Here is a 22361-nt window from a genome sequence, read left to right as displayed (position 1 = left end):
TGCGGCGCCCCCGCTGCACGGGATACGGTCCCGGCCGGCGGGAAGCGCCCCCTGCGCCGGCCGGGGCCTTCCCGTGACCGGTCAGCGCACGACGTCCACGAAGACCGGGTTGGTGTAGAGCCAGGTGTCCACCCACGGGTCACCGTCGCCCGGCTCGTGCGTGATCGGGCCGTGCGGATCGATCGCGGCACCCAGCAGTCCGGGGCCGTTGCGCTTGCCGTCGCTGCCGCGCAGCCGCAGATAGGACGACTCCTCGGCCCTGCCCAGCGGGATGCTCAGGGTGTAGCGGCCCGTGCGCCCCGAGACATCGGCGGTGTGTACGACCCGGGTGTCGGGTGCGCGCCATGCGTCGCGGTCGGCGACCGGGCCGCAGACGGCGCCGCGGATCACATCGAGGTGGGCCAGGCGCGGCACTTCGCCGTGGTGGTTGGGGCGTGAGGCGGTGGTCACGGTGACATTGAGGACGATCTTCTCGCCCCTGCGCACCCGCAGACGGCCGCCGAGGGTGACACCGCGGCCGATGCCGTGCTCCCTGTTCACTCGGACGTCGATGCCGTCGACGAGCTGGCCGTGGTCGACCCAGACGCGGCCCGCCCGCAGACCGGCCATCACGTGCCGGTAGCCGTAGCGTGTGACGCCGACGTGCGTACGGCTGAACTGGCCGGGCCAGAAGTCACTGCCGGGCTGCGGCTCCGTGGTGTTGACCGGGTCCGGGAGCCGTCCGGTGTTGTCGAAGTTCTGGCCGGGCAGCCAGTCGCCGTTCTTCCAGGTGTCGAACGCGACCCGGTGCACATCGGAGTTGGAGGTGACCGAGAAGAGCTTGCCCTCGGCGAGCATGGCGTCCCAGAGGCCACCGACCGTCGCGGTCGCCCAGTCGAAGCCGCCGTACGTCAGATAGGCCTCGCGCGGATAGCCGGGCCAGGAGTGCTCGGACGGGGAGTTCACGTACTCGCCGCGGCGATTGGTCGCCCCGCGCCCCGGTATGGCGTCAGCCTGGGCGCCGGGCGCGCCCTCCATGCCGATCATGATCTCGGGAGCTGCGTCGCGCCAGGCGCGCATCTCGTGCGGGGAGTCGATGCCCAGGCGCAGCGGGTGGTTGGCAAGGACGAGGACGTCGTCGACGTAGCCGCTGCGGCGCTGCTGGTCGAGCCACTTGAGGGCCTTGACGGCGTGGGCCTCGTTGCGCGGGGTGTCGGGGTGACCCGGTGCGCCCGCGGTGTAGCCGAGGAGTTTGCCGTCGTACGCCTCCTCGAAGCGCGTCAGCAGTTCGACCTCATGGCGTCCGGGCGGCGAGAAGACGGTGCAGTGCTCGGCACCGGGGATGTACCACTCAAGGCCCTGGAAGATCAGCATGCGCTTGTTGTCGTGGCGGGCTTTGAGGATCTCTTGGTGCTCGGCCTCGGCGCCGCCGGCCCTGGCGTGTCCGAAGTTGCTGTGCTCAGTGAGGACCATCCAGTCGAGGCCGTACCGGGAGGCGGCCTGTGCCAGCTGGGAGAAGGTGTACTTCGCATCGTGGCTGTAGACCGAGTGCACATGGTGGTCGCCTACGAGATAGGCGAGGTTCGGGTCCCCGAAGTCTGCGGTGTGCGCCTCGGCCGTGGTCGGCGCGAGCAGGGCGCCTCCGGCGAAGGCCGAGCCGAACAGGCCTGCGCGGCGCAGCAGTCCGCGCCGCGAGACTCCTTGCGGGTCGAGGGAGCCGACCGGCACATCGGGGTCCGCCCAGATCGGCAGGGGCTGATGAGGTCTCGCCATGGGGTGTCTCCTTGAGGGGTGGTGCTGACGGTGCGGTCGGTCAGGCATTCATGAAGTCGCTTACGGGCAGAGCGCGTTCGGCGATCCTGATGTCGCCGAGCCAGCCGTGCATCAGCTGGTCGAGGGTGCCGCCGTACTCGTAGGCGCCGAGCAGCCAGGGCAGGCCGAGCGTGGCGAGCCCGTTGGTGCGGGTCGCGGGGTTGCGGGCGACCCGGCAGCCGTCGACGTACAGGGTGGTGTGCCTGCCGTCGTTGACGACAGCGACATGCCACCAGATGCCGCGCTCCAGCTCATGGCCCCAGTTGGTGACCAGGCCGGGCTGGTTCAGCGGCGCGGCCGCCCACTGGGGGCCCGGGCCGTCGGACAGGGACAGGGTGGCGACGGGCTCTTCCGGGTCGCCGACGGCCTTTCCGGCAGCGCCGAGGGTGCCGCGGCGGCTGAGGATCGATCCCCAGGCGTGGTGGCCGGCGTCCCAGTCGGCGGGGAGCTTGAGGAAGGCTTCGATGGTGTAGCCGGCGCGGAAGGTCTTGCTGTTGAGCGGGGCGTCCTTGGCGGTCTGCAGATACGCACCGTGCAGCGGGGGCTTGCCCCCGTCGAAGTAAAGGCTGCCGTGACCCGGCTGGTCGGGGTGGTGGGCGCCGGACCAGCGCAGGGCATCCGTCGGAGAGCCGGGTACGGGCTCCCGGGTCAGGTGGTTGCCCTGACCGGACAGGTCGGGGACGCGCAGGGCGGGGTCGGCCGGGGCGCCGTCGTGGTGCGAGCCGTCGAACCGCCAGTACGCGATGGTGCCGGGCACCAGCATCTTCGCGGCGGGACGGGGGCCGCGCGGGGCGGCGGGCGCGAAGCCTGCGAAACGCTTCTCGAAGTCCAGGGGCACGGAGAACCTGTCCTGCGGCCCGGTCAGCTCGATCTCGCGGCGCTCCAGCTCATTGAGGTCCTCACCCGCGCGGCCGAGGATCCACGGGGAGATGGTCTCCACGTCGATGGTGTTCCTGGCGAGGTCGAAGCGGTAGAGGCGGATCATCGCGCTGCCGCCGTAGTAGCGGTTCTGGTAGTTGGTGATGTGCAGATGCACGTCGTGGCCCGCCGCGTTCTTGCGCGTTGTGCGGGCGGCCGGCCAGTAGTGACCGTTGAGGGTGAGGAAGATCTGGTCGTTCCCGGCGATCAGCTCGTCCCACAGGTGCTTGCCGTGCTCCGAGAAGTCGGCCTCGTCGCCGTACCGGTCGGCGTACACGATCTCGTGCGTGGTGAGGATGACCGGCGCCTTCGGGTGCTTCTTGATGACGTCCCGGGCCCAGGCGAGTCCGGCGGCGGACGGCCGCCAGTCGAGGGCAAGGACCAGCCACTCACGGCCTGCGGCGCGGAACAGGTGGTACGTGTTGTAGCCGTCGGGCGTCGCTCCGCCGAAGGTGGGCAGCGTGCGCAGGCGCCGCGGGCCGAAGGCGTCCAGGTAGGGGGTGGAGCCGCGCTGGTCGTCGGTCGACGAGTTGACGTCATGGTTGCCCGCCAGGACGCTGTAGCCGACGCGCCGCCGGTCGAGAAGCGCGAAAGCCTCGCTCAGCGGCTCGAATTCCTCCTGGAGTCCGTGCTCTGTGAGGTCGCCCAGATGGGACAGGAAGGCGATGTTCTCGTCGCGTCCGTGGTCGAGGATGTAGCGCAGGGATGCCTCGACGGGCGCGGCATTGATGCTGGCGCCGTCGAAGAGGTACTGGGTGTCCGGCATGACGACGAGCGTGAATCGGGGGCTGTCGGGGTCGGGACGCCGGCTGGCAACGTTGTCGGCAGTATTCTGCCGGGGCAGGGCAGCGGCGGGCGCGGCGGTGGCGAGCCCCCCGGTCGCGGCGGCTGCGGCGGCACCCGTGAGTCCGGTGGCACGAAGGAACGTACGACGGCTGGCACCGGCCGGGAGGGAGCTGTCGGGCTCGTGGAGCGGACTGCACATGGATGTCTCCGCGGGCGTTCGTCGGGTGATCGGTGAGCACGCTAGGCGAAGAACTCGTGCACAACGGGGCCCGGGCGACGATCTCTTGGCGAAGACTGCGTGAACGAGTTGGCAGAAAAGCGCCGGTGCCCCGGGGCGCACGGCCGGTGTGCGCGCAGCGGCGGGGGCCGTCCGGCCCGCTCAATCTGCGGACAGGCGGGCCGCGTCCGCCTAAGGACCCGCAGAGAAACAAGTTGTCGGCTCCGGCTCTTGACACCGCAGTTCGCGAGGATGGAAACCACCACGTTATTTCTCTGCGGGCCCTAATACTCCAGCGGTAGATCGTGATCTTGACGACCGCACGGTCTGCTGGCGGTTGGTGGCTGGTCGCGAATCAGCTGTCAGTAGGGCCGGGGCCGGGCGGCGCTCAGTCCGTGTCGGATCCGGTCTCCCATGCGAGGTGGAGCTGCTCTGCGGCATCGGTGGCTTGGCGAAGACCCGCCTGGTAGGCCGGTTCCCAGGCCGTGCGGTCGTTGAGGTCTGAGCCGAATGCGCGTATTGATGCCGGATCGGGCTCGATGGTTACCACTGTGTGCGCCCCGGCGACCGCCAGCTCCTGGTGGAGCAACTCGCGGGGGAACAGGTGCGCTTGTGGGTCGATCACGACGAGCGTGCGGGCTCCGGCCGCGAGTCCGGCGTTGGTCGCCGACCGCAGGGAACCGTCCATGTATCGGCGGCCATTGATAGTGATCGGTGGGTAGATGCCCGGGAAGGCCGTGCTTGCCGCCACGGCAGAGGGCAGCGGTGCGCCACTGGCACGGTCGAAGACCTCCTGCTCGCCGGTCTCAGCGTCCAGCACAGTAATGAGCAGCTTCCGGTCCGGCCACTGGTCTGCGTCGGCCATGGCGCGCATCCGGGCGATATGTGCCTGCTCGGGGCCGGTCTCGGCGGCGAGCGCGATCCGGCCCACTCGGCGCCGCGCCTCGGCTGGGTTCGAGGCGGCATTGCCGAGCACGGCGAACGCCTCGCCCAGTCGGCGCCCGTCCACCTGGGGCGGGGTGCCGTCGGAGTCGGCGGGGCGCACAGGAGTGGCGAGCCGGCTGGGGTCCTGACCGGTGGCCAGCACTGCGCCGATGATCGCGCCGGTCGAGGTGCCGACGATCAGATCGGCCTCGCTGAGATCCACCCCGCCGCGACGCAGTCCGCAGGCCAGTCCGGCCATCCAGGCCGCACCAACGGGGCCTCCGGCGCCCAGTGCGAGTGCCCGGTCGAGCGTGTACATGACTGCCTCCCTCCCATTATTGAAACAGTCGTACCATATACTGATGCACGCTCAGATCAGCAGTACGGAGAGGATGATCCACCGTGGGGCGACCCGCAGATCCCGCCCGACGGGAGGCCACGCTGGCGCGGGCGACCGATTACGTGCTGGCGCACGGCCTGGCCGGTTTGAGCCTGCGGCCGTTGGCCGCAGCTCTCGATACCAGCCCGCGGATGCTGCTCTATGACTTCGGCAGCAAGCAGGAGTTGGTATCTGCCGTCCTTGCCGAGGCTCGCCGCCGCGGTGCGACACGGTTGGCTGAGAACCTCCCGGCGGAGGCAGCCTCTCCGGAGGAACGACTGCGCGGCATCTGGGCCTGGATCAGCGCACCGGAGCGCGCCCCGTTCGTGCGGCTGTTCTTCGAGGTGCACGCCGACGGCCTGGCTCACCCCGAGAACTACCCGGACCGGGCCGAGGCGATCACGGACTGGTTCAACACCCTCGGCGCCACGTTCGGCGACATCGCCACCAGCCCTGACGACACTGTTACTCCCACGCTGGTCATGGCCGTCATCCGGGGCCTCCTGTTCGATCTCACGACCACAGGCGACCGCCGCCGCACCGACCGCGCCCTGGACCGCTTCTGCGAACTCCTGCGGCATTGAATGAAGACAAACGATCACGTGGTGACCGCAGGTCACGGCGCAGACTCTGCCCGCTGCCAGGAGGCATTCGAGGCCCTGATGGACCGGATCGCGGGCCGGTTCTCGCGGGTCGAACCCCGTCGGCGGATAAGGCGGTTGGTGCTCGGCATGCTCTCGGATCTGCCCCGCAAGAACTGCTGGACCATCGCTGAGTGGGCCGGGGAGGCCACCCCGGACGGCATGCAGCACCTGCTGAACCGGGCCAAGTGGGACGCCGACGCCGTCCGAGACGACCTGCGCGATTACGTGACCGAGCACCTACACGACGAGCAGGCGGTACTCGTGGTCGATGAGACCGGCGACGTGAAGAAGGGCAGCCATACGGTCGGCGTCCAGCGCCAGTACACCGGCACAGCGGGGAGAATCGAAAACTCCCAAGTCGCCGTCTACCTGGTCTACGCAGGCCGACGCGGACACGCCGCAGTGGACCGGGAGCTGTACATCCCGCGTTCGTGGACCAACCAGCCCGACCGCTGCCAGGCGGCCGGACTCGACCCGGACACCGCGTTCGCGACCAAACCCGAACTGGCCGCCCGCATGATCACCCGTTTCCTGGATGCCGGCCACCACGCCTTCTGGGTGGCTGGCGATGAGGTCTACGGCGGCAACCCGAAACTGCGTACCGCCCTGGAGGAACGCGGTACCGGCTACGTGCTCGCGGTAGCGCGCACCTACGAAGTAGCCACCCGTGCCGGGAAGTTCCGCGCGGACTCTCTGGCCAAGAAGATCCCCAAGCGGGCCTGGCAGAAGCTGTCCGCCGGGACCGGAGCCGAGGGGCAACGCTTCTACGACTGGGCGGTCATCGACCTGCCCGACCCACACCCCGGCTTCCGGCACCTGCTGATCCGTCGCAACCGCACCACCGGCGAACTCGCCTACTACCGCTGCTACTCGCCTCAGCCAGTGCCGCTGACGACCCTGGTGCGGGTGCGGGATCACGGTGGCGGGTCGAGGAGACGTTCCAGTCCGGAAAGGGCCTGGCCGGACTGGACGAGCACCAGGTCCGCCGCTAAACGTCCTGGTCCCGCTGGGTCACCCTCGCCATGCTCGCCCACGCCTTCCTCGCCGTCGTCCGCGCCGACGAACACTCCCGCGACTCCGGACCGGACAACCTGATCCCGCTTACCTCCAACGAGATCGCGCGCCTGTTCATCACCCTCCTCGCTCAGCGCGTCCACGACACGGCCCACCGGCTCCGCTGGTCCCACTGGAGACGCCGCCACCAGGCCCGATCCCAAGCAAGCCACTACCGCCGCCAGGCCGCTGCCCTAGCGTGATCACGATCTACCGCTGGAGTACTAGGCACTTTCGTTTGGATCAGCCGGTCGTTGTCCCGCACGCCCCTTGTTGGCGCCTTTGCGCCCTGCTGAACTTCCACCTCCGCTGGCAGGCTGTCTCTCTTCTGACGAGGGGGAGTTCATGGCGCTCGCGTGTCCGCGCTGTAAGGATCACAAGCAGGTTTTGGATCTTCCGGAGTATTGGCGGTCGTTGTCGCAGGATGCTGAAGCGAAACGCAAGTACGCGCAGCCGGCCGAGTACACCGCGCAGTGGCTGCTGCCTGTTGGTGCGGTCGTGTTGGGCGTGCTTCTGCTGGTGAGCGGCGCCGTGGCCGCGGGTGTTCTACTGCTGGCCGGTGGGGGCGGTATCGGCTTCTGGCTGTCGCGGCGGTCGTCTGCGGCGGAGGAGGCGCGGGAGCGGTGGACGCGGTCGTTGATCTGCCGGCAGTGCCCGGCAGTGTTCCCGCGGGAGGATGCGGTGACGGTCTGAGCGGGCATGCTCGAAAGCCCCTGCAGTGGACCGCACCAGCCTGAGTTAGTCGCCGGCGGTTCCGACGACGCTCCAGCATTCATCGGTGAACGCGAGAGCGGCCTGAGTGGCTAGTGCTTTGCGGCATCGGAGATCGTGTGCCGCTTCCGTGTTGTTTCTGAGGTGTTCCCACCCTCTCAAGGCGCCCACGGTCGAGTCGACCTCTGCGAGCAGGCGCAATGCTGCGGCATGCACTGCGGACGGCCCTAAGAGGTGGAGCGAGCTGGTGGAGAGTTCGACGTCACGGAGGCGTTGGTCCAGGAGTTGATGCAGTTCGTCAGCATTTCTGCCGGCTCGCACTCGGGTTTCGAACTGATGGACTGCAGTCATGAAGTCGGTGCAGGCTTGGAGGACGATCCGGTAGACGTGTAGCCGTTCTTGCCGAATCCAGTGGGCGTGCTCATTCTTCGCTTGCCCTTTGACCTGTTCGACGGCTGCTCGGATGGCTGCGTCGGCGCTGTGTCGTGCTGCTCGCCAGCTGGCCCAGCCTCCGACTGCGGCGCCGATGATGGCTGCGGCGAATCCGATGATGGCGGCGTAGAGGGCCGCCTTGCCTTCATCCATGATCACTATTCCTCGCTGGTTCGCGCGGGCGTCGGCTCGGAGCCGGTCGGTTCGGAGGTCGGTGGTTCGAGCAGGACTTCACGGCTGGCCCGGGTGAACGACGTGAGGCTGTCACCCATTTCGCTTCGGGCGGCTGCCAAACGGCGGCGGGCATCGCTGAGCTGGGTCGCGTTCCCGTGCACTGCGTGGAACGCCACAAGCTTGTGCTCCTCAACGCCCACTTCCGCAGCCGAAGACAGTTGGACTGCGGCTTCATGCACCGATGCGGGGCCGAGTAGGCGGGTGTTGTAGCAGCTGATGTGCAGCAGGGCTCGCTCTTCCACCGCTGCCTCGATCAGTTGGTCGGTGGACTCGTCGTCGCGGATGGCGATCCTGAGTTTGGTGAGTGTTTGCGCGAGCTGGCCGTAGGCGCGGATTGTCTCACCGAAGATCTGTCGTCGTTCTTGGCGGACCCAGTGGGCGTATTCGTGCTGGGCCTGGTCTGCGACCTGTTCTCGGAGTGCGTCAGCGCCGATCTTGGCGCCCATTTTGCCGCCGAAGAAGGCGAGAACGGCGCTCGCAGCGGCCATGATGCCGACGATGAGGGTCGCTTTCCCCTCGTCCATACTCCCCCTTGATGACGTGCGTGGCGGGAGGGTATCGGCCACTGAGCGCGAACGTGGTCCCGCCTGAGGAATCGGACGGGGCCCACCGTTGCGCGACTCAGGCGAGGGGGATGATCTCTAGTACGGCCACGGTCTTTTGTGCATGGCTGACGAAGCTCAGGGCGATGGCTCCGGCGGTGTGTACTTCGCGGTTCCACTCTTCGGCCAAGCCGCGGGGAAGTGTGTCGCCGATGGGGTCGTGGCAGTCGACTTCGAGGGCGATGGTGAGGGCTGCGGACGCGGCCGGCGGAAGCTGGTCTTGCGTAGCTTCGATGCCGGGGTCGTAGATGAGCCTGTACAACGCCGACCTCCTGCGGGTCTGCCCGCCGTTGGTGAGGTCGGCGTTAGGCAGAGTATCGGATCAGCGACAGACAGTTACCACCTTCTTTGGATCAGGCGGCGCCCCGGGCCCGGATCCTGGCGGCTTCCTGCATGACCCACTCGGTGCGGTCGACCCACTCGCCGGGGAGTTCCTCACCGCGGGCGTCAGCGGCTGCGAGCTCCCGGCCGCGCGCTTCGGCGGCCAGGACACACTTGGCGATGCCTTCCCACTTTCCGAAGACGGGGACCAACTGGTCGACCGGAGCCTTGTTGATCTCACCGAGGAAGCGCTGGGAGAGGACGGGGCTGCCGAGGGTTTCGCAGATGGTTTCGATGGTCCACGGCTCGGTGCTCATGCCACCCTCCAGATGCGGATTGCGTCGCAATGGACGCTAGCGCACTGGCCAGTACGCTCCCTGCGCATATGCCGCTGGCATAGTCCGATCGTCGGTCCGTAACCGTGCGGGTGGGCGACCCGTTGCCCTGATCATGAGCGACATGGATGACCGCCTACTCGGCCCGGTCGACGGCGTGGTGGATCTGAACGAGCAGTGCCTGCCGTTGCTGACGCTGCGGGAGGCCAGGGCGGCGGTGGAGTTGCTGCAGCTGCTGGCCGCGGGTGACGGCGAGGGGGCGTATGCGGCGCGGCATCTGGCGGGGAACCTAGCGCGTCGGCCGCCGGCCGAGGACTGAGCGCGGGGGCGCCGACAGTGACGCTGCACGCCTCACCGTGACACCGGAGGGCATGACGACGCCCCGCCGATCCGGAGACTGACAGGGCGTTAAATTACTTCAGGCGCGGAGAGTGGTCATACCTGCGTGCCCCAGGATGGAGTCACCGGTGGCGATACAGACCCGAACACCCTCAGGCAGCGACAGGTTCCAGGACTGGCGTTCACCATCATCGAGAACCCTGTCCACTGCGGTGTGGATCCTTCCGGAGCCGTCCTTCCACTGCAGTACGAATCTCATCGGGCGGTGCAGGTAGTTGATGGCGTCGAACTTCTCACCGTTGGCATCAAAAATCGCAAAGGCTCGCATATCAGGGACGCTCTTCAAGTAAACCTCCACGCTACCTGAGACACCGCCGGGGTCTCCGTCATCGGTGCGGCGACCGCAGACCGGGTGGAAGCTGGTCCCGATCTTGTCAACATCACACTTGACGGTGGTGGCGTGAGCGGCGGGCGCCACGGCGAGACCGGTGAGGGCCACGGCCGAGACGGCTGCGCCTATGGTGGCGCTTCGAATAGAGCTTTTCACGTAAATATCCCCCTGTTGTGCAGTGTCTGCATGTCATACCCGCGACATGTACGAGCGTGATCACCCTACCCGTAATGATCTTGCCCGGTTTGGCGACGGCATGTTCGGCCCGCGCTTCAATCAAGTTGCCCGAGGAACGGCACCCGCTCCTCCAGGGGCGTTGCCATGACGTGAGATCGGGGTCCCAAGGTCCCGCTAGCATGTCGTTAGCGCTCAGTGCACAAGTCGCTCAACTGCGCTTCCACTACGCCGATGTGACGGCCTGGCGAATTTGACGCCCTTCGGCGGGTTGGGGCAGGGCATGCCCTGGCTGTAGCCGCCGCGGCCCATAGGCCGGTACATCTCCATGATCTGGATGTGGCCGACCGGGCCGCACTTGCTGGGGTCGACGGTCTCGACGCCACCGATCTTCAGGTGAACGCGGGCCGCGTTGATCTGGGATACGGCAGCCGTCAGATAGGGCGTGTAGCGGGTCTTCATGGCGGCCGTGGCGAAGGTGATCGTGTACTGACGGCTGGGGCTGAGGCTGGTGACGCCCAGTTGGGTGGCCAGCTTCCACCCGATGCCCTTCGTGGTGATCGTCGCCGCCTGAGTGGGCGGGGCGGCGAGCGCACACGCGCTCACCGCGAGGGCCGCAGCTAAGACCAGGGTCTTCCGCATGAGTTCTCCTTATGAAGTTGTGGGGGGGGAGCGTGATGACCTTTTCACGAGTCAGACGCACGAGCCGCGAGAATAGTTACATTGCCAACTGGATCATTTACAACGGGAGTTGAGCAGGCACAGCACAACGCCCCACGCCCTGAAGGTGCGGGGCAAAGAGTCGATGGCCTGCCGCCTGGCGACTACGAGACAGCTACGCTCTCGTCGGCCCATTCGAAGAAGTCAATGTCGCCTGCGGCCCAGCTTCTGATGCGTTCCTGATCTTTCCTCGGCAGATGACTGACCCCCTCCGGCAGGCGTGCGGGCTGCCGCAGGGTCCGCGCTCTCATGAAGTCATTCAGCACCGAGTGGGATTCCGCGATCACACCTGGTTGGTTCTGCACCATCAATTCGCAGAATGCCATGGTGAGGTACGCCAAACCGGCCCTCGCGTCAACCGAGTAGCGCGGAGACCTCAGCAACGCCGTGGAAACGGTGCGACTGCTCCGCTCACTGCCTTTGAAGAGGGCGTAGGGAGGAGTGGGTGCGTCCTCCGGAACGATGTCGTCAGGGGTAAGCGCGGCGAGCTGCTCAAGGATCCGAGCACACCGATCGCGCGTCGGTTGGTCGGTGGCCGGGTCGGCGAGCCGGCGCATGAGCCACATGGCGGTGCACGATTCTCCGCCGCCGCGCAGGTAGTACAGCCCACCCTCGAAGAGCCGGCTCAGCCAACCGGCAAAGCCGACTTCACCTGTCAGGCCGATCACGCCCTCCTGGAGACAGTTCTCCCATGCCCAGAGGGTCGTATGCATGATCCGCACGAATTCGGACGGGCGATCGTCCCGGAGGCGTACAAAGGCTTGCGCGACCATCCCTTGCATGGAATCCGCATGCCTGAAGTCGGCGCGCAACAGATGCTTCGCGAGTTGGGCGTGCGTACCCTTCGTCAAGCACTGGACGACACGGTCAGCGGTCAGCTGAAGAGCGGTCCCGTTGAGCATGACGATATCGGCGCTCTTCGCCAGGAACTCGACGAGCGCCGCGTCGTCCACGGCCGAGCCGGAGTTCGCGGCCAGGCAGTGATGGTAGACCAGAGAGGCACCGTACTGAAACTTCCCGCTGGCCAGCGACAGGCAGATCTGCGAAAGGATCTCAAGTCGGCCCGAGGCAATATTGCGGGTGATTTCGTCCCCGACCTGCTCGGGAGAGTCGGCGTGCCGCACCAGGTATTGGGCGGCGAAGTACTCTTGAAAGCTCTGATGCGTGAACGAGTAGCGTTCCTCGCCGGGTATTCCTCCGACCACATCGGTGAACATCCACGCGCGACCGCGGCACAGGTCGATCATGCGTCGCGCGAGCTGCACCGCGGTTGCACGGTCCGGTACGGCTTCCTGCAACAGGTTTTTGGCCGCCACCTCGCGCACCTGACTTTCCGTCATTCCGTCCTGGTACTCGGGGGTCAGAAGCGTGTGATAGGCGATCTCCGCGAGCACCACTTCGAAGGCTTCGATGTCCCATACCGGGTCGCCGATCCCCCGGTGCGAGTCCCAGGTGCGCAAGAGTAGTTCGACGCACTTTTTGTAGATCTTGGGACGACTGCGCGGGATTTCGTTATAACCGGCGTGCAGCAGACAGATCACCGCAAGCATCAACGGGTTCTGGCGTAAATCGGTGATCGTCTTGCTGTGTTCCATGAAGTTCTCCACCAGCTGGTCCACCGTCGCGTCGCGACCGCCGGCGCGTCGGACGAACCACTTTCCCACGTACTCCTTCACCTGGCCGTCGTTGAAGGGTCGTAGCATGTAATCGCAGAAGAGCTCTTGATCGAGCCGGACGGAAGAGTAGCCCAGTCGACGAGACGTCACCACGAAGCGGGACAGCGGGTAGACATTGCCGGCTGTCTCGATCACATCGCTCACGTCGCGGCCCCGGACGGTGGTCGGCACTTCGTCCAGCCCGTCGAAGATGACCAGGGCCGAGCCGTTGAGCAAGAGTTCTTCGACCATTCCGGGCGGTGCCGGTTTCTGGTAAAAGTCGCGCAGCGCGCGCTCGATCTCCTCGACCAGGTTGACCCCGCCCCGACTGAACCGGATCTGCCGTACCTTGAGCAGAAAGGCCACTCCCTTACCACGTTCACACCATTGGCAGGCGAGTACCTGGCTCACGGTCGACTTCCCGGCACCAGGGTCGCCGAGGATCACCGTACGGTCCAAGGCGTCGAGCAGGTCGGAGAAATGCAGGCGCGAAACCACGTTCCTGGTTCCCGTGGTGTCCGAGCTGCCACTCACGTCCATCTCCAGCATGGCGGCATCCGGCTCGACAAAGATCTCGCGGTACGGAATAAGAGTCCGCAGTTCCAGGTCCGGGAGCTCTATTTTCTCGTTGCGGTACAGAAACGCATCGAGGTATTCCTGCTGCCAGCGCTCTCGTTCCGCCGCTGAGGCTCGCTCCTTTTTCCGGAGCGCAGCCAAGTGACGTTCCACGCTGCCGATCGCGGCAAGCTCCAAGGTGTGCCCGGCCCACGAGAAGCCTCCGTCCGACTCGGACAGCGCGAGTCTCATGGAGGCAGCGACATCTCGGCAGCCACGGTCCAGAGCGGCGAAGAGCGCCCGGAGGTACGGGGTGAGCGCGTGGACATCGGTACCGGCCAGGGACTCGGACAACAAAATGCCGAGCGCCTCCTCGATACGTTCGCGTTGCACCCGCCACACCCCGTCATGACGGTCCGGTGCGGCCTCCTCCCGGCTCTCCCCGATCGGCCAGGGGTCATCCGTGCAGAGGTGAATGGCGATCAGCTGACGCGCCAGGGCGGTGAACGTCGGCTGTTGCACGATGTGCTTGATCTGTGTGTCGGTCACGCCGGCGGGGAGCTCGTCCAGCAGGCCCAGCGTGCTGAGATTTCCCCGGTGCGGGCCTCCGAGATTCGCCAGCACGCTCGCGGCGTCCCGCGGTTTCTTGACGCCGCGCTTGACCAACTCGCGCCGGGCTCGGCCCAGCAGAGGTTGAACAGCTTCTCCTGCGATGCGTCCGGCGAGTGCAGTGGCGATGCTGCTGGCTGGGTCCACGCGCATATCATCGCCCTGGACGCACAGTTTTGTCAGAGGATCGCCATGATCCTTCACCTACCGCCGGACTTGCGGCCCTCGGCCATGCTCCAGATACGCGATTGGCCCCTCGGCTCCCGAAGCCGCTCGACGCATCTCAGCTGACGAACGCCTCCTCCAGCACCGCAGCGATCTCCGCATCCCACCCTTCCGGCAACGGCGACTCCTCCACCGCCGGCAGCGCGTCCTTCTCCTTGAACCCGAAGTACGCGTGAACATGCTCCACCGGCGCCCCGCCTTCGAGGGCGGCCCGGATAGCCGCCTGCCGCAGGGCGTACATGCCGACCGTCACCCCGGCGGAGACCGCGGTGTTACGCACGATCCGCATGACCCGCTCTCGCCGCAACTGCGGCAGCAGAAAGTGGTCGGAATCGGTCTTCTGCGCCGCAAGGTACGCATCCAGCGCCTGGCGGGCCGTTGGCGCGATCTGGATGGTGCGCGGCTCCCGTTCCGCGCCCGTGGTCAAGCGCGGTGCGGACGGTTCGTAGTCGGTGACGCGCAGGTCTTCCACCTCATCCGGTCGTAGGCCGGCGACCAACGACAGGGCCACGGCGACATGCGCCAGGGGATCCGTGGACGACTCGGCGAGCAGGAGGCGGGCATCGGCCGGGGCAAGAGCAGGACGTTGGGTCAGCATGCGCAGCACCGTAGTCGCCTGGACTGACAGACCGCATCAGTGCTACGGCGCCTGTTACCGCTCCGAAAGCTCCGACCGTCGCCACACACTCTCAGAACGGGCCCGACCGGCGGGGCCGAGAACCGTCCCACCGCCCGCCCCCCTGCCTCACCGCGCGTCGCTCCGGGGGTGCATGAGTTCTCCGGCAGTGCCCCCTGCGGGTGGCTCGTGCCGTGGTACGTAAGGGCATTTCCAGTCATCTTCGGTGTAGCGGCCCGAGAAGTGGCGCGCCGGCTGCTCGTACTCGTAGTCCACAAAACTCGGATTGACCGAACCGTTGTTCGTCACCTCGCGCCGACGAATCGCGCCCTGCATCGAGTAGAACTTCTCACCGAGAAGCATGAACTGCGCGAGCGAATTGAAGGCGATGGCCGGCTTCACGAAACGGCGGCTGGCCCTCGACGAGCCGGGGTGCATGCCCACGATGAAAAAGGCGTGCCCGCCGGCGTGAAAGCCGAAGTTGGGCTGGGTCGGGTCGGACGTGGCGCCCCGTTCGAGCCCGTAGGTAAGGCTGTCGATGTCATGCATGAACTGAAGGTGCTGCCATATGAGCTCCTCGTAGGCGAGCTCGTCGACGATCCCGGGCTCATCGAATGTCGCCACAAAGGTGCGGAAACTCTGACTCGACAGCGTTCGCGGTAATTCGATGGCATAGGCCAGGAGGTCGCGGTAGGTGGCCCGCGCCGACTCCTCGTCGCCCAGGCATCGGTAGTGCCCATGGGTGATGGCGTTCTTCCTCAGTGCCGCGCGGGCACCGAGGCAACTGAACTCCGTGGTCTGGATGAATTGTTCAAGTTCAAGACGGATGGCTGTGTCCGGTGTGTTCATCTCTCTCCCTGGTGTCCGCACGGAAGGACACGACCGCGGGACCGGTACCGCTCTGCTCGCGAGAACAAGGTGCCGCCTCCTGGCTGATCAACTGCTGTCGACATCGACAGTGAGGGGCGCAGGCCAGCACGACAAGGGGCAAACCGGACACAAGTTGTACTGCGTCACGGTGGATGACCGATTTGCCGTCCAGCCTCGGTCAGAGGGGCGACCAGTCGGCGTCAGTAGTGGCCGGGACCAGGACGCCTCGGCCGATGCACGAGCTGTCCCATCAGCGCGACACCGGGCAGGCGTCAGCGGTAGCCGGTGTCGTCGGCGGGCAGGCCGCGGTCCTGGACCTCGACGAGGTAGCGCCAGCAGTCCGGCTGGGTGCCGTCGGTGTCGGTGAACCCGTAGACGGGGGCGAGTTGTCCACTGGAAACGACCTTGCCCGTCCAGCGCGCGACATCCGGATCACCGGCAAGTGCGGCAACCGCCCGTGCGACGTAGGTCGGGGACTCGGCGATGCAGAAATGCGGCACGTTGGCGGTCGCGTCCCGCCAGTTCTCCTCGGTGACGCCGAAGGCCTCGAGCATGTTCTCCGAGCGCAGCCAGCCGGGGGTCACCGCGACGGCCGAGGCCCGGTGCGGGGCGAGCTCATGGCTCTGGGCCAGGGTCATCCGCTGCACGGCGGTCTTGACCAGGTCGTAGTAGAAGCCCTCGTGGTGGCGGTAGGCGGCGTTGTACTCCGCGGTCCCGTCGGTCATCTCGATCACCAGCCCGCCGGGGTGACGGATCAGTAACGGCAGCGCGTGGTGGCTGGTGATCGCGTGCGTGTCGATGCCCATGCGCAGCATCCGCAGCCCGCCGGCGAGGTCGTGCTCCCAGAGCGTGGTGCCGAACTGGGCGTACGCATCGCCGCCGAAGATGTCGTTGACGAGGACGTCGAGGCGGCCGTGGTCCCGGTCGATGCGCCCAATGAGGTCGCGGACCTGATCGCTGTCCGGGTGGTCCACCCGCAGCGCCGTCCCGGTGCCCCCGGCCGCGGTGATCAGTTCGCCGGTCTTCTCGATCGTCTCCGGCCGGTTGATCTCCGACCGACCCGCGGTCCGGCTGCTGCGCCCGGTGGCGTAGACGACGGCGCCCGCGCGGGCGAGTTCCACCGCGATCGCACGGCCGGCGCCTCGTGTGGCGCCGGCGACCAACGCCACCTTCCCGTTCAGCGCACCGGCCTGCGCTTCGTCCTTCGCCATGGCCCGGCCTGCTCCCTTCTCGTCGTCCCCGCCCCGGGGCATCCGGCGGCGGACGCGTCGGCCTCAGGCATACCCGTGGCGGCCGACGAGGCAGGTGCGTACGTGCGTAGCGGAATCGGGTCGGGGGTATCAGGAGCTGAGGTGGTATTGGGTCCAGGGCTGGTGGGACGGTACGGGCTCCTCGTGGGAGGGGGCGATGGTGCCCCAGGGGGCGAGGGCGTTGTCCCATTCGGAGGTAAGGGCGGACACATCGGGGACGGACTCCGCCGACGGCATCCCGCCGGGGTGCCAAGCGGACGCCATCGGGTGCGCGGAGGGCGTGGGGTTCCAGGACGCCGTCTGCTGTGCCGGGATGGTGTATTCGGCTTCATGTACGTCGCCTGGGCCGCGCCGGTGGCGTCCCGCATGGGTTTCCCCGGAGCCCGGATAGAACCGGCCCTGGGCGGAGAGCTGTTGTGCGCGGGTGACCAGGCGGGTGAGGTCGAGCCCGAATTCGGCGGCGAGTTCGCGCAAATCGACCCCGGTCTGCCAACTGCCGATGAGTACCGCGTCCATGGCCGGGGACCAGGTCTGTTCCGATGCCCCCGTTCCGCCCGTGCCCTCGCGCGTCGAACCGGCGGGGCGGGTCCCGGTGGACGGGTTCTGGTGGGAATATTCGGCAGAGAGATCGGGCCCTGGCGAGGCCTCGTCGGGCTCCCGGGGTGGCGCGGCCGGTCCGGCGGCTGCGAGCAACTCCTCGGCGACGGCACGGGCATCGTCCTTGCCCACCGTGCGCCGGGCGATCCGCACCTCGCGCTCGTTCAACCCGAACAGACCGGCCACCGCGCCCGTACTGCCCACCGTCACCGCAAATGCCGCCAGCACCCGTGACCGGTCGGCCTGTGCCTCGTCCAGTCTGGCCTGCGCCTCCCGCACACGTTCGTCCCCAAGACAAAACGCTTCCGCCAGAACGGCGTTGCGGTCCCACAACTCTCTAGGATCCATACCCAGTCAACGGCTCTTCAGCGGAGGTGTCCCGATCTGACTCAGCAAAGCACCCCAAAGCACCCATCGAACCACCAGATGAAAATCACCCTGCGCGCCTGGCCTTGAACTGCTCCTGACATCACCCGCTGCCATATGCCCTGGTCACGCGACCGGGTAAATACTCGGCACGGATTGTCAGTGCCGTGGGTTACTGTCTTGATCGGTCGCATATTCATAGTTCCGTATGTTCATGGGGGGGCCATGTCTCAACTTTCCCGTTCCGCGCGTTCCCGTACGTCGTCCCGTGCGGCGGCGGCGCTGCTCACGGGCGCGGTGCTGTGCGGTACGGCCGCCTGTACGGGGTCCGGCGGCAAGTCCGGTGACCGGTCCGGCGCGTCGGAGAGCATCAATGCGACGCCGGTGGCCGCGGTGCAGCAGGCCGTCGCCAAGGGCGCCAAGCTCAAGTCCGTGTCCTACCGCCTCTCCGGCACGATGCCGGGCGCGGGGACCGTGGAGGGCAAGGTGTCGTTGAGTCTCCGCCCGCGCGCCCTCGATATGCGGATGAAGGCGTCCGGGGGCAAGGAGGAGGGCGAGTTCTCGGTACGGCTCGTCGGGGGTGCGGTGTATCTGGGCGGAGGCAAGGACGCAGCGGCCTCGATGGGCGGCAAGCACTGGATCAAGTTCCCCATGAAGCGCAAGGCTTCCGAAGGGGCGGGCGGCTTCGGGGGGATGCAGCGGCAGACCGACCAGGACCCGGCGGCGCAGGCGTCGTTGCTCCCGCAGTCCCATGACGTCAAGAAGGTCGGCGAGGAGACCGTGGACGGTGTGCGGACGACGCACTACTCCGGCATGGTCACCGTGGCGGACCTCCTGAAGCGGCGGGCCGCCAAGAGCCCGCTGGACGCCAAGCGCCACCAGAGGGTGATCGAGCAGTACAAGCAGCTCGGAGTGAGCAAGCTGAACCTCGACATGTGGGTCGGTCCCGGCCACCGCATGATGAAGTTCCGCGAGCGCGCGCAGGCGAACCAGGGCCCGCTCGACCTGACCATACGCTTCCTCGACGCCAACAAGCCGGTCACGGTCCAGGCACCGCCCGCTTCCGACACGATGGATCTGGGTCAGAAGCTGAAGGAGGCAGGACGGCTGCGGGGCTAGCCCGCACCACCGCCGCGCAGCACGGGCTCATCGAGATGCGGCAGACCGATCGGGTTGGGGAAGGGCAGCACATCCGCGGCCAGGATGCGCCGGACCACGGGGTCCAGCGCCGCCAGCAGCCCCTCAGTCTCCGCCTCGGACAGCGAACGCAGCAGCCGGCCGGCCAGCCGGTCGGTGGCGTGCTCGATGCGCTCCCGTTCCTCCAGACCGTGTTCGGTCGCACTGCCCTGTGCATCGACGAGGTCGCGGGAGCGCAGCCGGTCCGCCGCGGCCGCCCACTCCTCCTCGCTCCAGCCGCGGTCCAGCCGGATGGTGTCCTTGGGGACGCGGCCGGCCGCGGCGGCCAGTACCAGGGCTTCGCATCCGTCGAATCCCTCGTCGGCAAGCACGGCAAGGTGCGCATCACCCCTGAACTCGCGCAGGGTGGTGACCAGTTGCCACAACCGCTCGACGGGGTCGGCGTGGTCGCACAGCGCGCGGTTGGCCGCGAACAGGGGCCGCGCGGTGGCCGATGCGTCGTCGACGATCCTCTGGAGCGGGGGCAGCAGCTCGGCGGCTCGGTGCTCCACCTCGGGGTCGATCCCGCGCAGCGCATGTGCGGCGCGGCTGCCACGCTCGTCGAGGACATGCGCCGGGCCGGCGATGTCCCATGCCGCGGGCAGCGCTCGGGCCACCATCCCCGGGGCGAACACGCCGAGTACGGCCGTGGCCGCCGCGGGTTCCACGGCTCCCAGAGGAGCGGTGCGCGAGGCGAAATACCCCATCCAGAAGCCCTTGAGGCCGAGGTCCTCCCCCAGGGCCCGGCACTTCTCGTCGAAGTAGCAGACCGCGTGCAGCGGTTCGGTCACCAGCCAGAGCGATCGTGCTTGCAGGTCCATGCGTCGCACGCTACCGCCGCCCGCGGCGCCACGCAGCGCACCGAGCGCCGGAAACGTCCATCGTCGCCCCCCGGCACCCCGTCGTCCGTCACACCGTCACCCCGTCACCCCGTCACCCCGTCACCCCGTCACCCCGTCACCCCGTCACCCCGTCACAACCCCGACCAGAATCGAGGACCAGCCGCAATGCCCACCCCCGCGGAGATCATCGACAGCGCCCTCGGCCGCATAGTGGCGGACTACGTCTTCCCGCAGCGAGCCGCCGAGGCCGACCGGGCGATCCGGGGCCGGCTGGCGGCCGGCGAGTACGACGCACTGAGCGGTGCCGCGTTCTGTGAGGCGGTGACCGCGCATCTGCAGGAAGCCTGCCCGGACAAGCACCTCAGGCTGCTGTGGCAGGACGAGCCCCAGTCCACCGAGCCGGAGGACGACGACGCGGGCCGGGCGGCCTTCCTGGCGCTGCTGAGGACCGAGAACCAGGGCATCAGCCGCGTCGAGCACCTCGACGGCAATGTCGGCTATCTGAACGTCCGGCGGATCGCCGACGCCGCGGAGGGCGGCCGGGCGATCGGCGCGGCGATGGAGCTGGTCGCGCACAGCCGTGCCCTCATTCTCGATCTGCGGGAGTGCCTGGGCGGCGCACCCGACGGCGCGGCGATGTGGTGCAGCTACTTCTTCCCCGACGGCGAGGTGCACCTCAACGACTTCTACGAGCGCGCCACCGACTCCACCCGGCAGTACTGGACCGCCCCGCACCTCCCCGCGCCGCGCTATCTGGACCGCCCGGTGTACGTCCTCACCAGCGCGACCACGTTTTCCGGCGGGGAGGACGTGGCGTACACCTTGCAGGCGCACGGGCGCGCCGAACTCGTCGGGGAGACGACCCGGGGTGGTGCGCACCCCACCAACCGGCACCCGGTGACGGAGCACATCACGGTCGCCGTGCCGACGGCGCGAACCATCAACGCCGTCACGGGCACCAACTGGGAGGGCGTCGGCGTGCAGCCCGATCGTGCCGTAGCGGCCGACAAGGCGCTCGATGTGGCGTATGAGGAGGCGAGACGGCGCCTGGCGTAGCAGAGCGCCCTTCGGCCGTCAGCCGTCGGTGCGGCCGCCCGCTCCGAAGCCCGACTCCCAGGCCCACAGGTGGGTGCAGTTGGGGCACTGCAGATGCAGCACGCTGCCCTTGTTCGACAGGAGGTAGCGCCAGTGGTCGCCGCAGGTGCGGCCGTCGAGGCAGGTTCCGCAGCCCTGGTGGTCCTGGCACCTGGGGCAGGGGACCCAGGCCCGGCGGCCGATATCGGCGGTGGGGTCGAGCGGCAGCATGCTCAGCCCTGTCCGGAGGCCGGCAGCACGCCCGCGGCGACCAGCATGTCGTAGGTGGCCTGCTGCTCCGCGTCCAGGCCCGAGTAGAGGAGCCGGTACGCGTCCGCCTCGCCCTCCATCACCGCGATGGGGTCCCAGGCGTCGCCCAGCGCCGCGAGGACTTCGGTCCGCCGCCGGGCTTCGTGGTCGGCGAGGTCGAGCTCGAATATCTGGTGGTCCGAGGTGTTGCGGTCGTTCATCGTGCGCGTCCCATACCACTTGCGGATGATTCGGATGTGTCTATCAAGAGGGACGGCACTGAGGAAGCGTCAGGCGGAGGGCACCGGCCCGGGAGCTTGATCGCCGGAAGGGGCGGTGGCATAGCGTGAAGCGTCGAAACGGCATGAAACCGAGTAAAAGGGAATTTACGGGCCGGATATTTCTACTGATACGCCCGATATGTTCATGAATTCGAGGCGTGATGCACTTCATCCCGCTCTCGTATCCGCCCGCCCTGCACCGCACCCCTCTCACGCCCCCTGCCACGGCGGCCCCGCTGACCGGTTCGCCGTCGAGCGGCCTTGTTGACGCACCTCGCCGCCCCGGTCACGCTCGGAGCCTTCACCCCTCTCCCAGGAGGTATCGATGCTCCGACGTACGGCGGCGACCGGCTTCGGCATTGTCATGCTCGCGGCGGGCGCTCTGGTGGGCACCGCCAACACCACGTACGCCGCCGCTCCCGGCAGCCCCGACACGGCCGGCGCCACCGCCCAGGCCGGGCCCGGCCTGCTCGCCAAGCTCAGCCATGCGCAGGCCACCAGCACGTTCCGCGCGGCCGGCATCAGCTGGTCCTCCAGCGGCGGCTGTTCGGACCGGAACAACGCCACCTGCACCTCGTTCGACCAGATCAACTCGGCCACGGTGGACGGCGTGATCACGCTCAAGCGCGCCACCGGCTGTGCGATCAACCTCACCGGTGGCACCGAGACCGGCCACGCCAGCGGCACGTACAGCCACTGGAACGGCTACAAGGTCGACTTCAGCCTCTCCTCGTGTCTGACCAACTACATCACCGGAACCTTCACCTCCATCGGCGGCTCCAAGTGGAAGTCAGGCAGCGGGAATCTCTACTACAAGGAGGGCGATCACTGGGATGTGACGTACTACAACTGTGGTGGCTGCCTGGCGGCCCAGCGGGGCTGGGCGGCTGGTGGGGCTGGACGCCCCGCGGGTCTGAACGGGGCCTAAGGGCTGTCCCGTAATCCCTGGTGGATCAGCGCACGGCGTCAGATGCACTGCGTTCTCCCCCACGCCTTAAGGGCGCAGGAGGGGCCCCCACCGCTCA

Annotated in this window: 23 protein-coding genes and 1 pseudogene; 7 read left to right on the top strand and 17 right to left on the bottom strand. The window is 67.6% G+C overall.

Translation table 11 applies throughout. From position 1 onward, the window contains the following. Positions 1-81: 81 nt before the first annotated feature. The 3 genes from KI385_RS39270 to KI385_RS39260 all read right to left on the bottom strand — a co-directional run bounded on the left by KI385_RS39270 (position 82) and on the right by KI385_RS39260 (position 4955). The gene (locus tag KI385_RS39270; protein WP_238576787.1) at positions 82-1752 is read right to left on the bottom strand and encodes a PHP domain-containing protein; all 1671 of its coding nucleotides are present in this window, start codon (positions 1750-1752) and stop codon (positions 82-84) included. A gap of 40 nt (positions 1753-1792) precedes the next feature. After that, the gene (locus KI385_RS39265) at positions 1793-3694 is read right to left on the bottom strand and encodes a LamG-like jellyroll fold domain-containing protein (RefSeq protein ID WP_238576786.1); all 1902 of its coding nucleotides are present in this window, start codon (positions 3692-3694) and stop codon (positions 1793-1795) included. A gap of 406 nt (positions 3695-4100) precedes the next feature. Continuing rightward, complete coding sequence (locus tag KI385_RS39260; RefSeq protein WP_238576785.1) at positions 4101-4955, bottom strand: patatin-like phospholipase family protein; 855 nt, start codon at positions 4953-4955, stop codon at positions 4101-4103. Positions 4956-5038: 83 nt separating this feature from the next. On the opposite strand from KI385_RS39260, the gene KI385_RS39255 reads away from it, so the two are divergent. The 3 genes and pseudogenes from KI385_RS39255 (at position 5039) to KI385_RS39245 (ending at position 7405) form a co-directional block, all read left to right on the top strand. Continuing rightward, positions 5039-5599 carry a TetR family transcriptional regulator gene (locus KI385_RS39255; protein WP_238576784.1) on the top strand — a complete coding sequence of 187 codons (561 nt, stop codon included), beginning with the start codon at positions 5039-5041 and terminating at the stop codon, positions 5597-5599. Positions 5600-5677: 78 nt separating this feature from the next. Continuing rightward, positions 5678-6915 (top strand): annotated as a pseudogene (locus tag KI385_RS39250) (IS701 family transposase). 142 nt (positions 6916-7057) lie between these two features. Continuing rightward, positions 7058-7405: a hypothetical protein gene (locus tag KI385_RS39245; protein WP_238576783.1), complete on the top strand. Its 348-nt coding sequence runs from the start codon at positions 7058-7060 to the stop codon at positions 7403-7405. 45 nt (positions 7406-7450) lie between these two features. On the opposite strand, the gene KI385_RS39240 is transcribed toward KI385_RS39245, so the two are convergent. From KI385_RS39240 to KI385_RS39225, 4 genes are all read right to left on the bottom strand, one after another. Further along, a complete protein-coding gene (locus KI385_RS39240; RefSeq protein ID WP_238576782.1) occupies positions 7451-8008 on the bottom strand; it encodes a hypothetical protein in 558 nt (185 codons plus the stop codon). A gap of 5 nt (positions 8009-8013) precedes the next feature. Further along, positions 8014-8613: a hypothetical protein gene (locus KI385_RS39235; protein ID WP_238576781.1), complete on the bottom strand. Its 600-nt coding sequence runs from the start codon at positions 8611-8613 to the stop codon at positions 8014-8016. A 97-nt stretch (positions 8614-8710) separates the two neighbouring features. Beyond that, positions 8711-8953 (bottom strand): hypothetical protein, encoded by a 243-nt coding sequence (locus KI385_RS39230; RefSeq protein ID WP_238576780.1) that lies wholly within the window; start codon positions 8951-8953, stop codon positions 8711-8713. Positions 8954-9044: 91 nt separating this feature from the next. Next, a complete protein-coding gene (locus KI385_RS39225) occupies positions 9045-9329 on the bottom strand; it encodes a hypothetical protein (RefSeq protein WP_238576779.1) in 285 nt (94 codons plus the stop codon). A 142-nt stretch (positions 9330-9471) separates the two neighbouring features. On the opposite strand from KI385_RS39225, the gene KI385_RS39220 reads away from it, so the two are divergent. Next, the gene (locus KI385_RS39220) at positions 9472-9666 is read left to right on the top strand and encodes a hypothetical protein (protein ID WP_238576778.1); all 195 of its coding nucleotides are present in this window, start codon (positions 9472-9474) and stop codon (positions 9664-9666) included. Positions 9667-9765: 99 nt separating this feature from the next. Here the strand turns inward: KI385_RS39220 and KI385_RS39215 are convergent, their stop codons facing one another. From KI385_RS39215 to KI385_RS39185, 7 genes are all read right to left on the bottom strand, one after another. Continuing rightward, a complete protein-coding gene (locus KI385_RS39215; RefSeq protein WP_238576777.1) occupies positions 9766-10233 on the bottom strand; it encodes a hypothetical protein in 468 nt (155 codons plus the stop codon). Between the two features lie 213 nt (positions 10234-10446). After that, entirely contained in the window at positions 10447-10893 is a 447-nt protein-coding gene (locus KI385_RS39210; protein WP_238576776.1) for a hypothetical protein, read from the bottom strand. A 182-nt stretch (positions 10894-11075) separates the two neighbouring features. Then, a complete protein-coding gene (locus tag KI385_RS39205) occupies positions 11076-13937 on the bottom strand; it encodes an NACHT domain-containing protein (RefSeq protein WP_238576775.1) in 2862 nt (953 codons plus the stop codon). Between the two features lie 136 nt (positions 13938-14073). Further along, on the bottom strand, positions 14074-14622 hold the full coding sequence (locus KI385_RS39200; RefSeq protein ID WP_238576774.1) for a site-specific integrase: 549 nt from the start codon (positions 14620-14622) through the stop codon (positions 14074-14076). 138 nt (positions 14623-14760) lie between these two features. Then, complete coding sequence (gene gntA, locus KI385_RS39195) at positions 14761-15480, bottom strand: guanitoxin biosynthesis heme-dependent pre-guanitoxin N-hydroxylase GntA (RefSeq protein ID WP_238576773.1); 720 nt, start codon at positions 15478-15480, stop codon at positions 14761-14763. A gap of 293 nt (positions 15481-15773) precedes the next feature. Beyond that, on the bottom strand, positions 15774-16712 hold the full coding sequence (locus KI385_RS39190) for an SDR family oxidoreductase (RefSeq protein ID WP_238576772.1): 939 nt from the start codon (positions 16710-16712) through the stop codon (positions 15774-15776). Positions 16713-16841: 129 nt separating this feature from the next. After that, positions 16842-17627 carry a hypothetical protein gene (locus KI385_RS39185; RefSeq protein ID WP_238576771.1) on the bottom strand — a complete coding sequence of 262 codons (786 nt, stop codon included), beginning with the start codon at positions 17625-17627 and terminating at the stop codon, positions 16842-16844. A gap of 312 nt (positions 17628-17939) precedes the next feature. Between KI385_RS39185 and KI385_RS39180 the strand changes: the two genes are divergently transcribed. Then, a complete protein-coding gene (locus tag KI385_RS39180; RefSeq protein ID WP_238576770.1) occupies positions 17940-18833 on the top strand; it encodes an SCO4651 family lipoprotein in 894 nt (297 codons plus the stop codon). On the opposite strand, the gene KI385_RS39175 is transcribed toward KI385_RS39180, so the two are convergent. Then, positions 18830-19711, bottom strand: a complete 882-nt coding sequence (locus KI385_RS39175) for an SCO6745 family protein (protein WP_238576769.1) — start codon at positions 19709-19711, stop codon at positions 18830-18832. The genes KI385_RS39180 and KI385_RS39175 overlap by 4 nt on opposite strands. Before the next feature lie 186 nt (positions 19712-19897). Here KI385_RS39175 and KI385_RS39170 point away from each other — a divergent pair, with 186 nt between their 5' ends. Beyond that, positions 19898-20788 (top strand): S41 family peptidase, encoded by an 891-nt coding sequence (locus KI385_RS39170; protein WP_238576768.1) that lies wholly within the window; start codon positions 19898-19900, stop codon positions 20786-20788. A gap of 18 nt (positions 20789-20806) precedes the next feature. On the opposite strand, the gene KI385_RS39165 is transcribed toward KI385_RS39170, so the two are convergent. Next, positions 20807-21037: a hypothetical protein gene (locus tag KI385_RS39165; protein ID WP_128503748.1), complete on the bottom strand. Its 231-nt coding sequence runs from the start codon at positions 21035-21037 to the stop codon at positions 20807-20809. 2 nt (positions 21038-21039) lie between these two features. Continuing rightward, positions 21040-21276 carry a DUF6400 family protein gene (locus KI385_RS39160; RefSeq protein ID WP_128503745.1) on the bottom strand — a complete coding sequence of 79 codons (237 nt, stop codon included), beginning with the start codon at positions 21274-21276 and terminating at the stop codon, positions 21040-21042. Positions 21277-21661: 385 nt separating this feature from the next. Between KI385_RS39160 and KI385_RS39155 the strand changes: the two genes are divergently transcribed. After that, positions 21662-22264, top strand: coding sequence for a hypothetical protein (locus KI385_RS39155; RefSeq protein WP_238576767.1), 603 nt, complete (start codon positions 21662-21664; stop codon positions 22262-22264). Positions 22265-22361 lie beyond the last annotated feature (97 nt).

It is taken from the genome of Streptomyces inhibens (genome assembly GCF_022221585.1).
Taxonomy (GTDB): domain Bacteria; phylum Actinomycetota; class Actinomycetes; order Streptomycetales; family Streptomycetaceae; genus Streptomyces; species Streptomyces inhibens.
The sequence above is the reverse complement of the archived record's forward strand: the minus strand, read 5'-3'. Positions and strand labels throughout refer to the sequence as shown.

Coding starts and splice junctions, on each gene's coding strand:
- KI385_RS39235 (WP_238576781.1), bottom strand. CDS start 8,613: ATGGACGAGGGGAAAGCGACCCTCATCGTCGGCATCATGGCCGCTGCG.
- KI385_RS39210 (WP_238576776.1), bottom strand. CDS start 10,893: ATGCGGAAGACCCTGGTCTTAGCTGCGGCCCTCGCGGTGAGCGCGTGT.
- KI385_RS39240 (WP_238576782.1), bottom strand. CDS start 8,008: ATGGATGAAGGCAAGGCGGCCCTCTACGCCGCCATCATCGGATTCGCC.
- gntA (WP_238576773.1), bottom strand. CDS start 15,480: ATGAACACACCGGACACAGCCATCCGTCTTGAACTTGAACAATTCATC.
- KI385_RS39265 (WP_238576786.1), bottom strand. CDS start 3,694: ATGTGCAGTCCGCTCCACGAGCCCGACAGCTCCCTCCCGGCCGGTGCC.
- KI385_RS39155 (WP_238576767.1), top strand. CDS start 21,662: ATGCTCCGACGTACGGCGGCGACCGGCTTCGGCATTGTCATGCTCGCG.
- KI385_RS39220 (WP_238576778.1), top strand. CDS start 9,472: ATGGATGACCGCCTACTCGGCCCGGTCGACGGCGTGGTGGATCTGAAC.
- KI385_RS39170 (WP_238576768.1), top strand. CDS start 19,898: ATGCCCACCCCCGCGGAGATCATCGACAGCGCCCTCGGCCGCATAGTG.
- KI385_RS39270 (WP_238576787.1), bottom strand. CDS start 1,752: ATGGCGAGACCTCATCAGCCCCTGCCGATCTGGGCGGACCCCGATGTG.
- KI385_RS39175 (WP_238576769.1), bottom strand. CDS start 19,711: ATGGACCTGCAAGCACGATCGCTCTGGCTGGTGACCGAACCGCTGCAC.
- KI385_RS39260 (WP_238576785.1), bottom strand. CDS start 4,955: ATGTACACGCTCGACCGGGCACTCGCACTGGGCGCCGGAGGCCCCGTT.
- KI385_RS39225 (WP_238576779.1), bottom strand. CDS start 9,329: ATGAGCACCGAGCCGTGGACCATCGAAACCATCTGCGAAACCCTCGGC.
- KI385_RS39190 (WP_238576772.1), bottom strand. CDS start 16,712: ATGGCGAAGGACGAAGCGCAGGCCGGTGCGCTGAACGGGAAGGTGGCG.
- KI385_RS39160 (WP_128503745.1), bottom strand. CDS start 21,276: ATGAACGACCGCAACACCTCGGACCACCAGATATTCGAGCTCGACCTC.
- KI385_RS39165 (WP_128503748.1), bottom strand. CDS start 21,037: ATGCTGCCGCTCGACCCCACCGCCGATATCGGCCGCCGGGCCTGGGTC.
- KI385_RS39245 (WP_238576783.1), top strand. CDS start 7,058: ATGGCGCTCGCGTGTCCGCGCTGTAAGGATCACAAGCAGGTTTTGGAT.
- KI385_RS39180 (WP_238576770.1), top strand. CDS start 17,940: ATGTCTCAACTTTCCCGTTCCGCGCGTTCCCGTACGTCGTCCCGTGCG.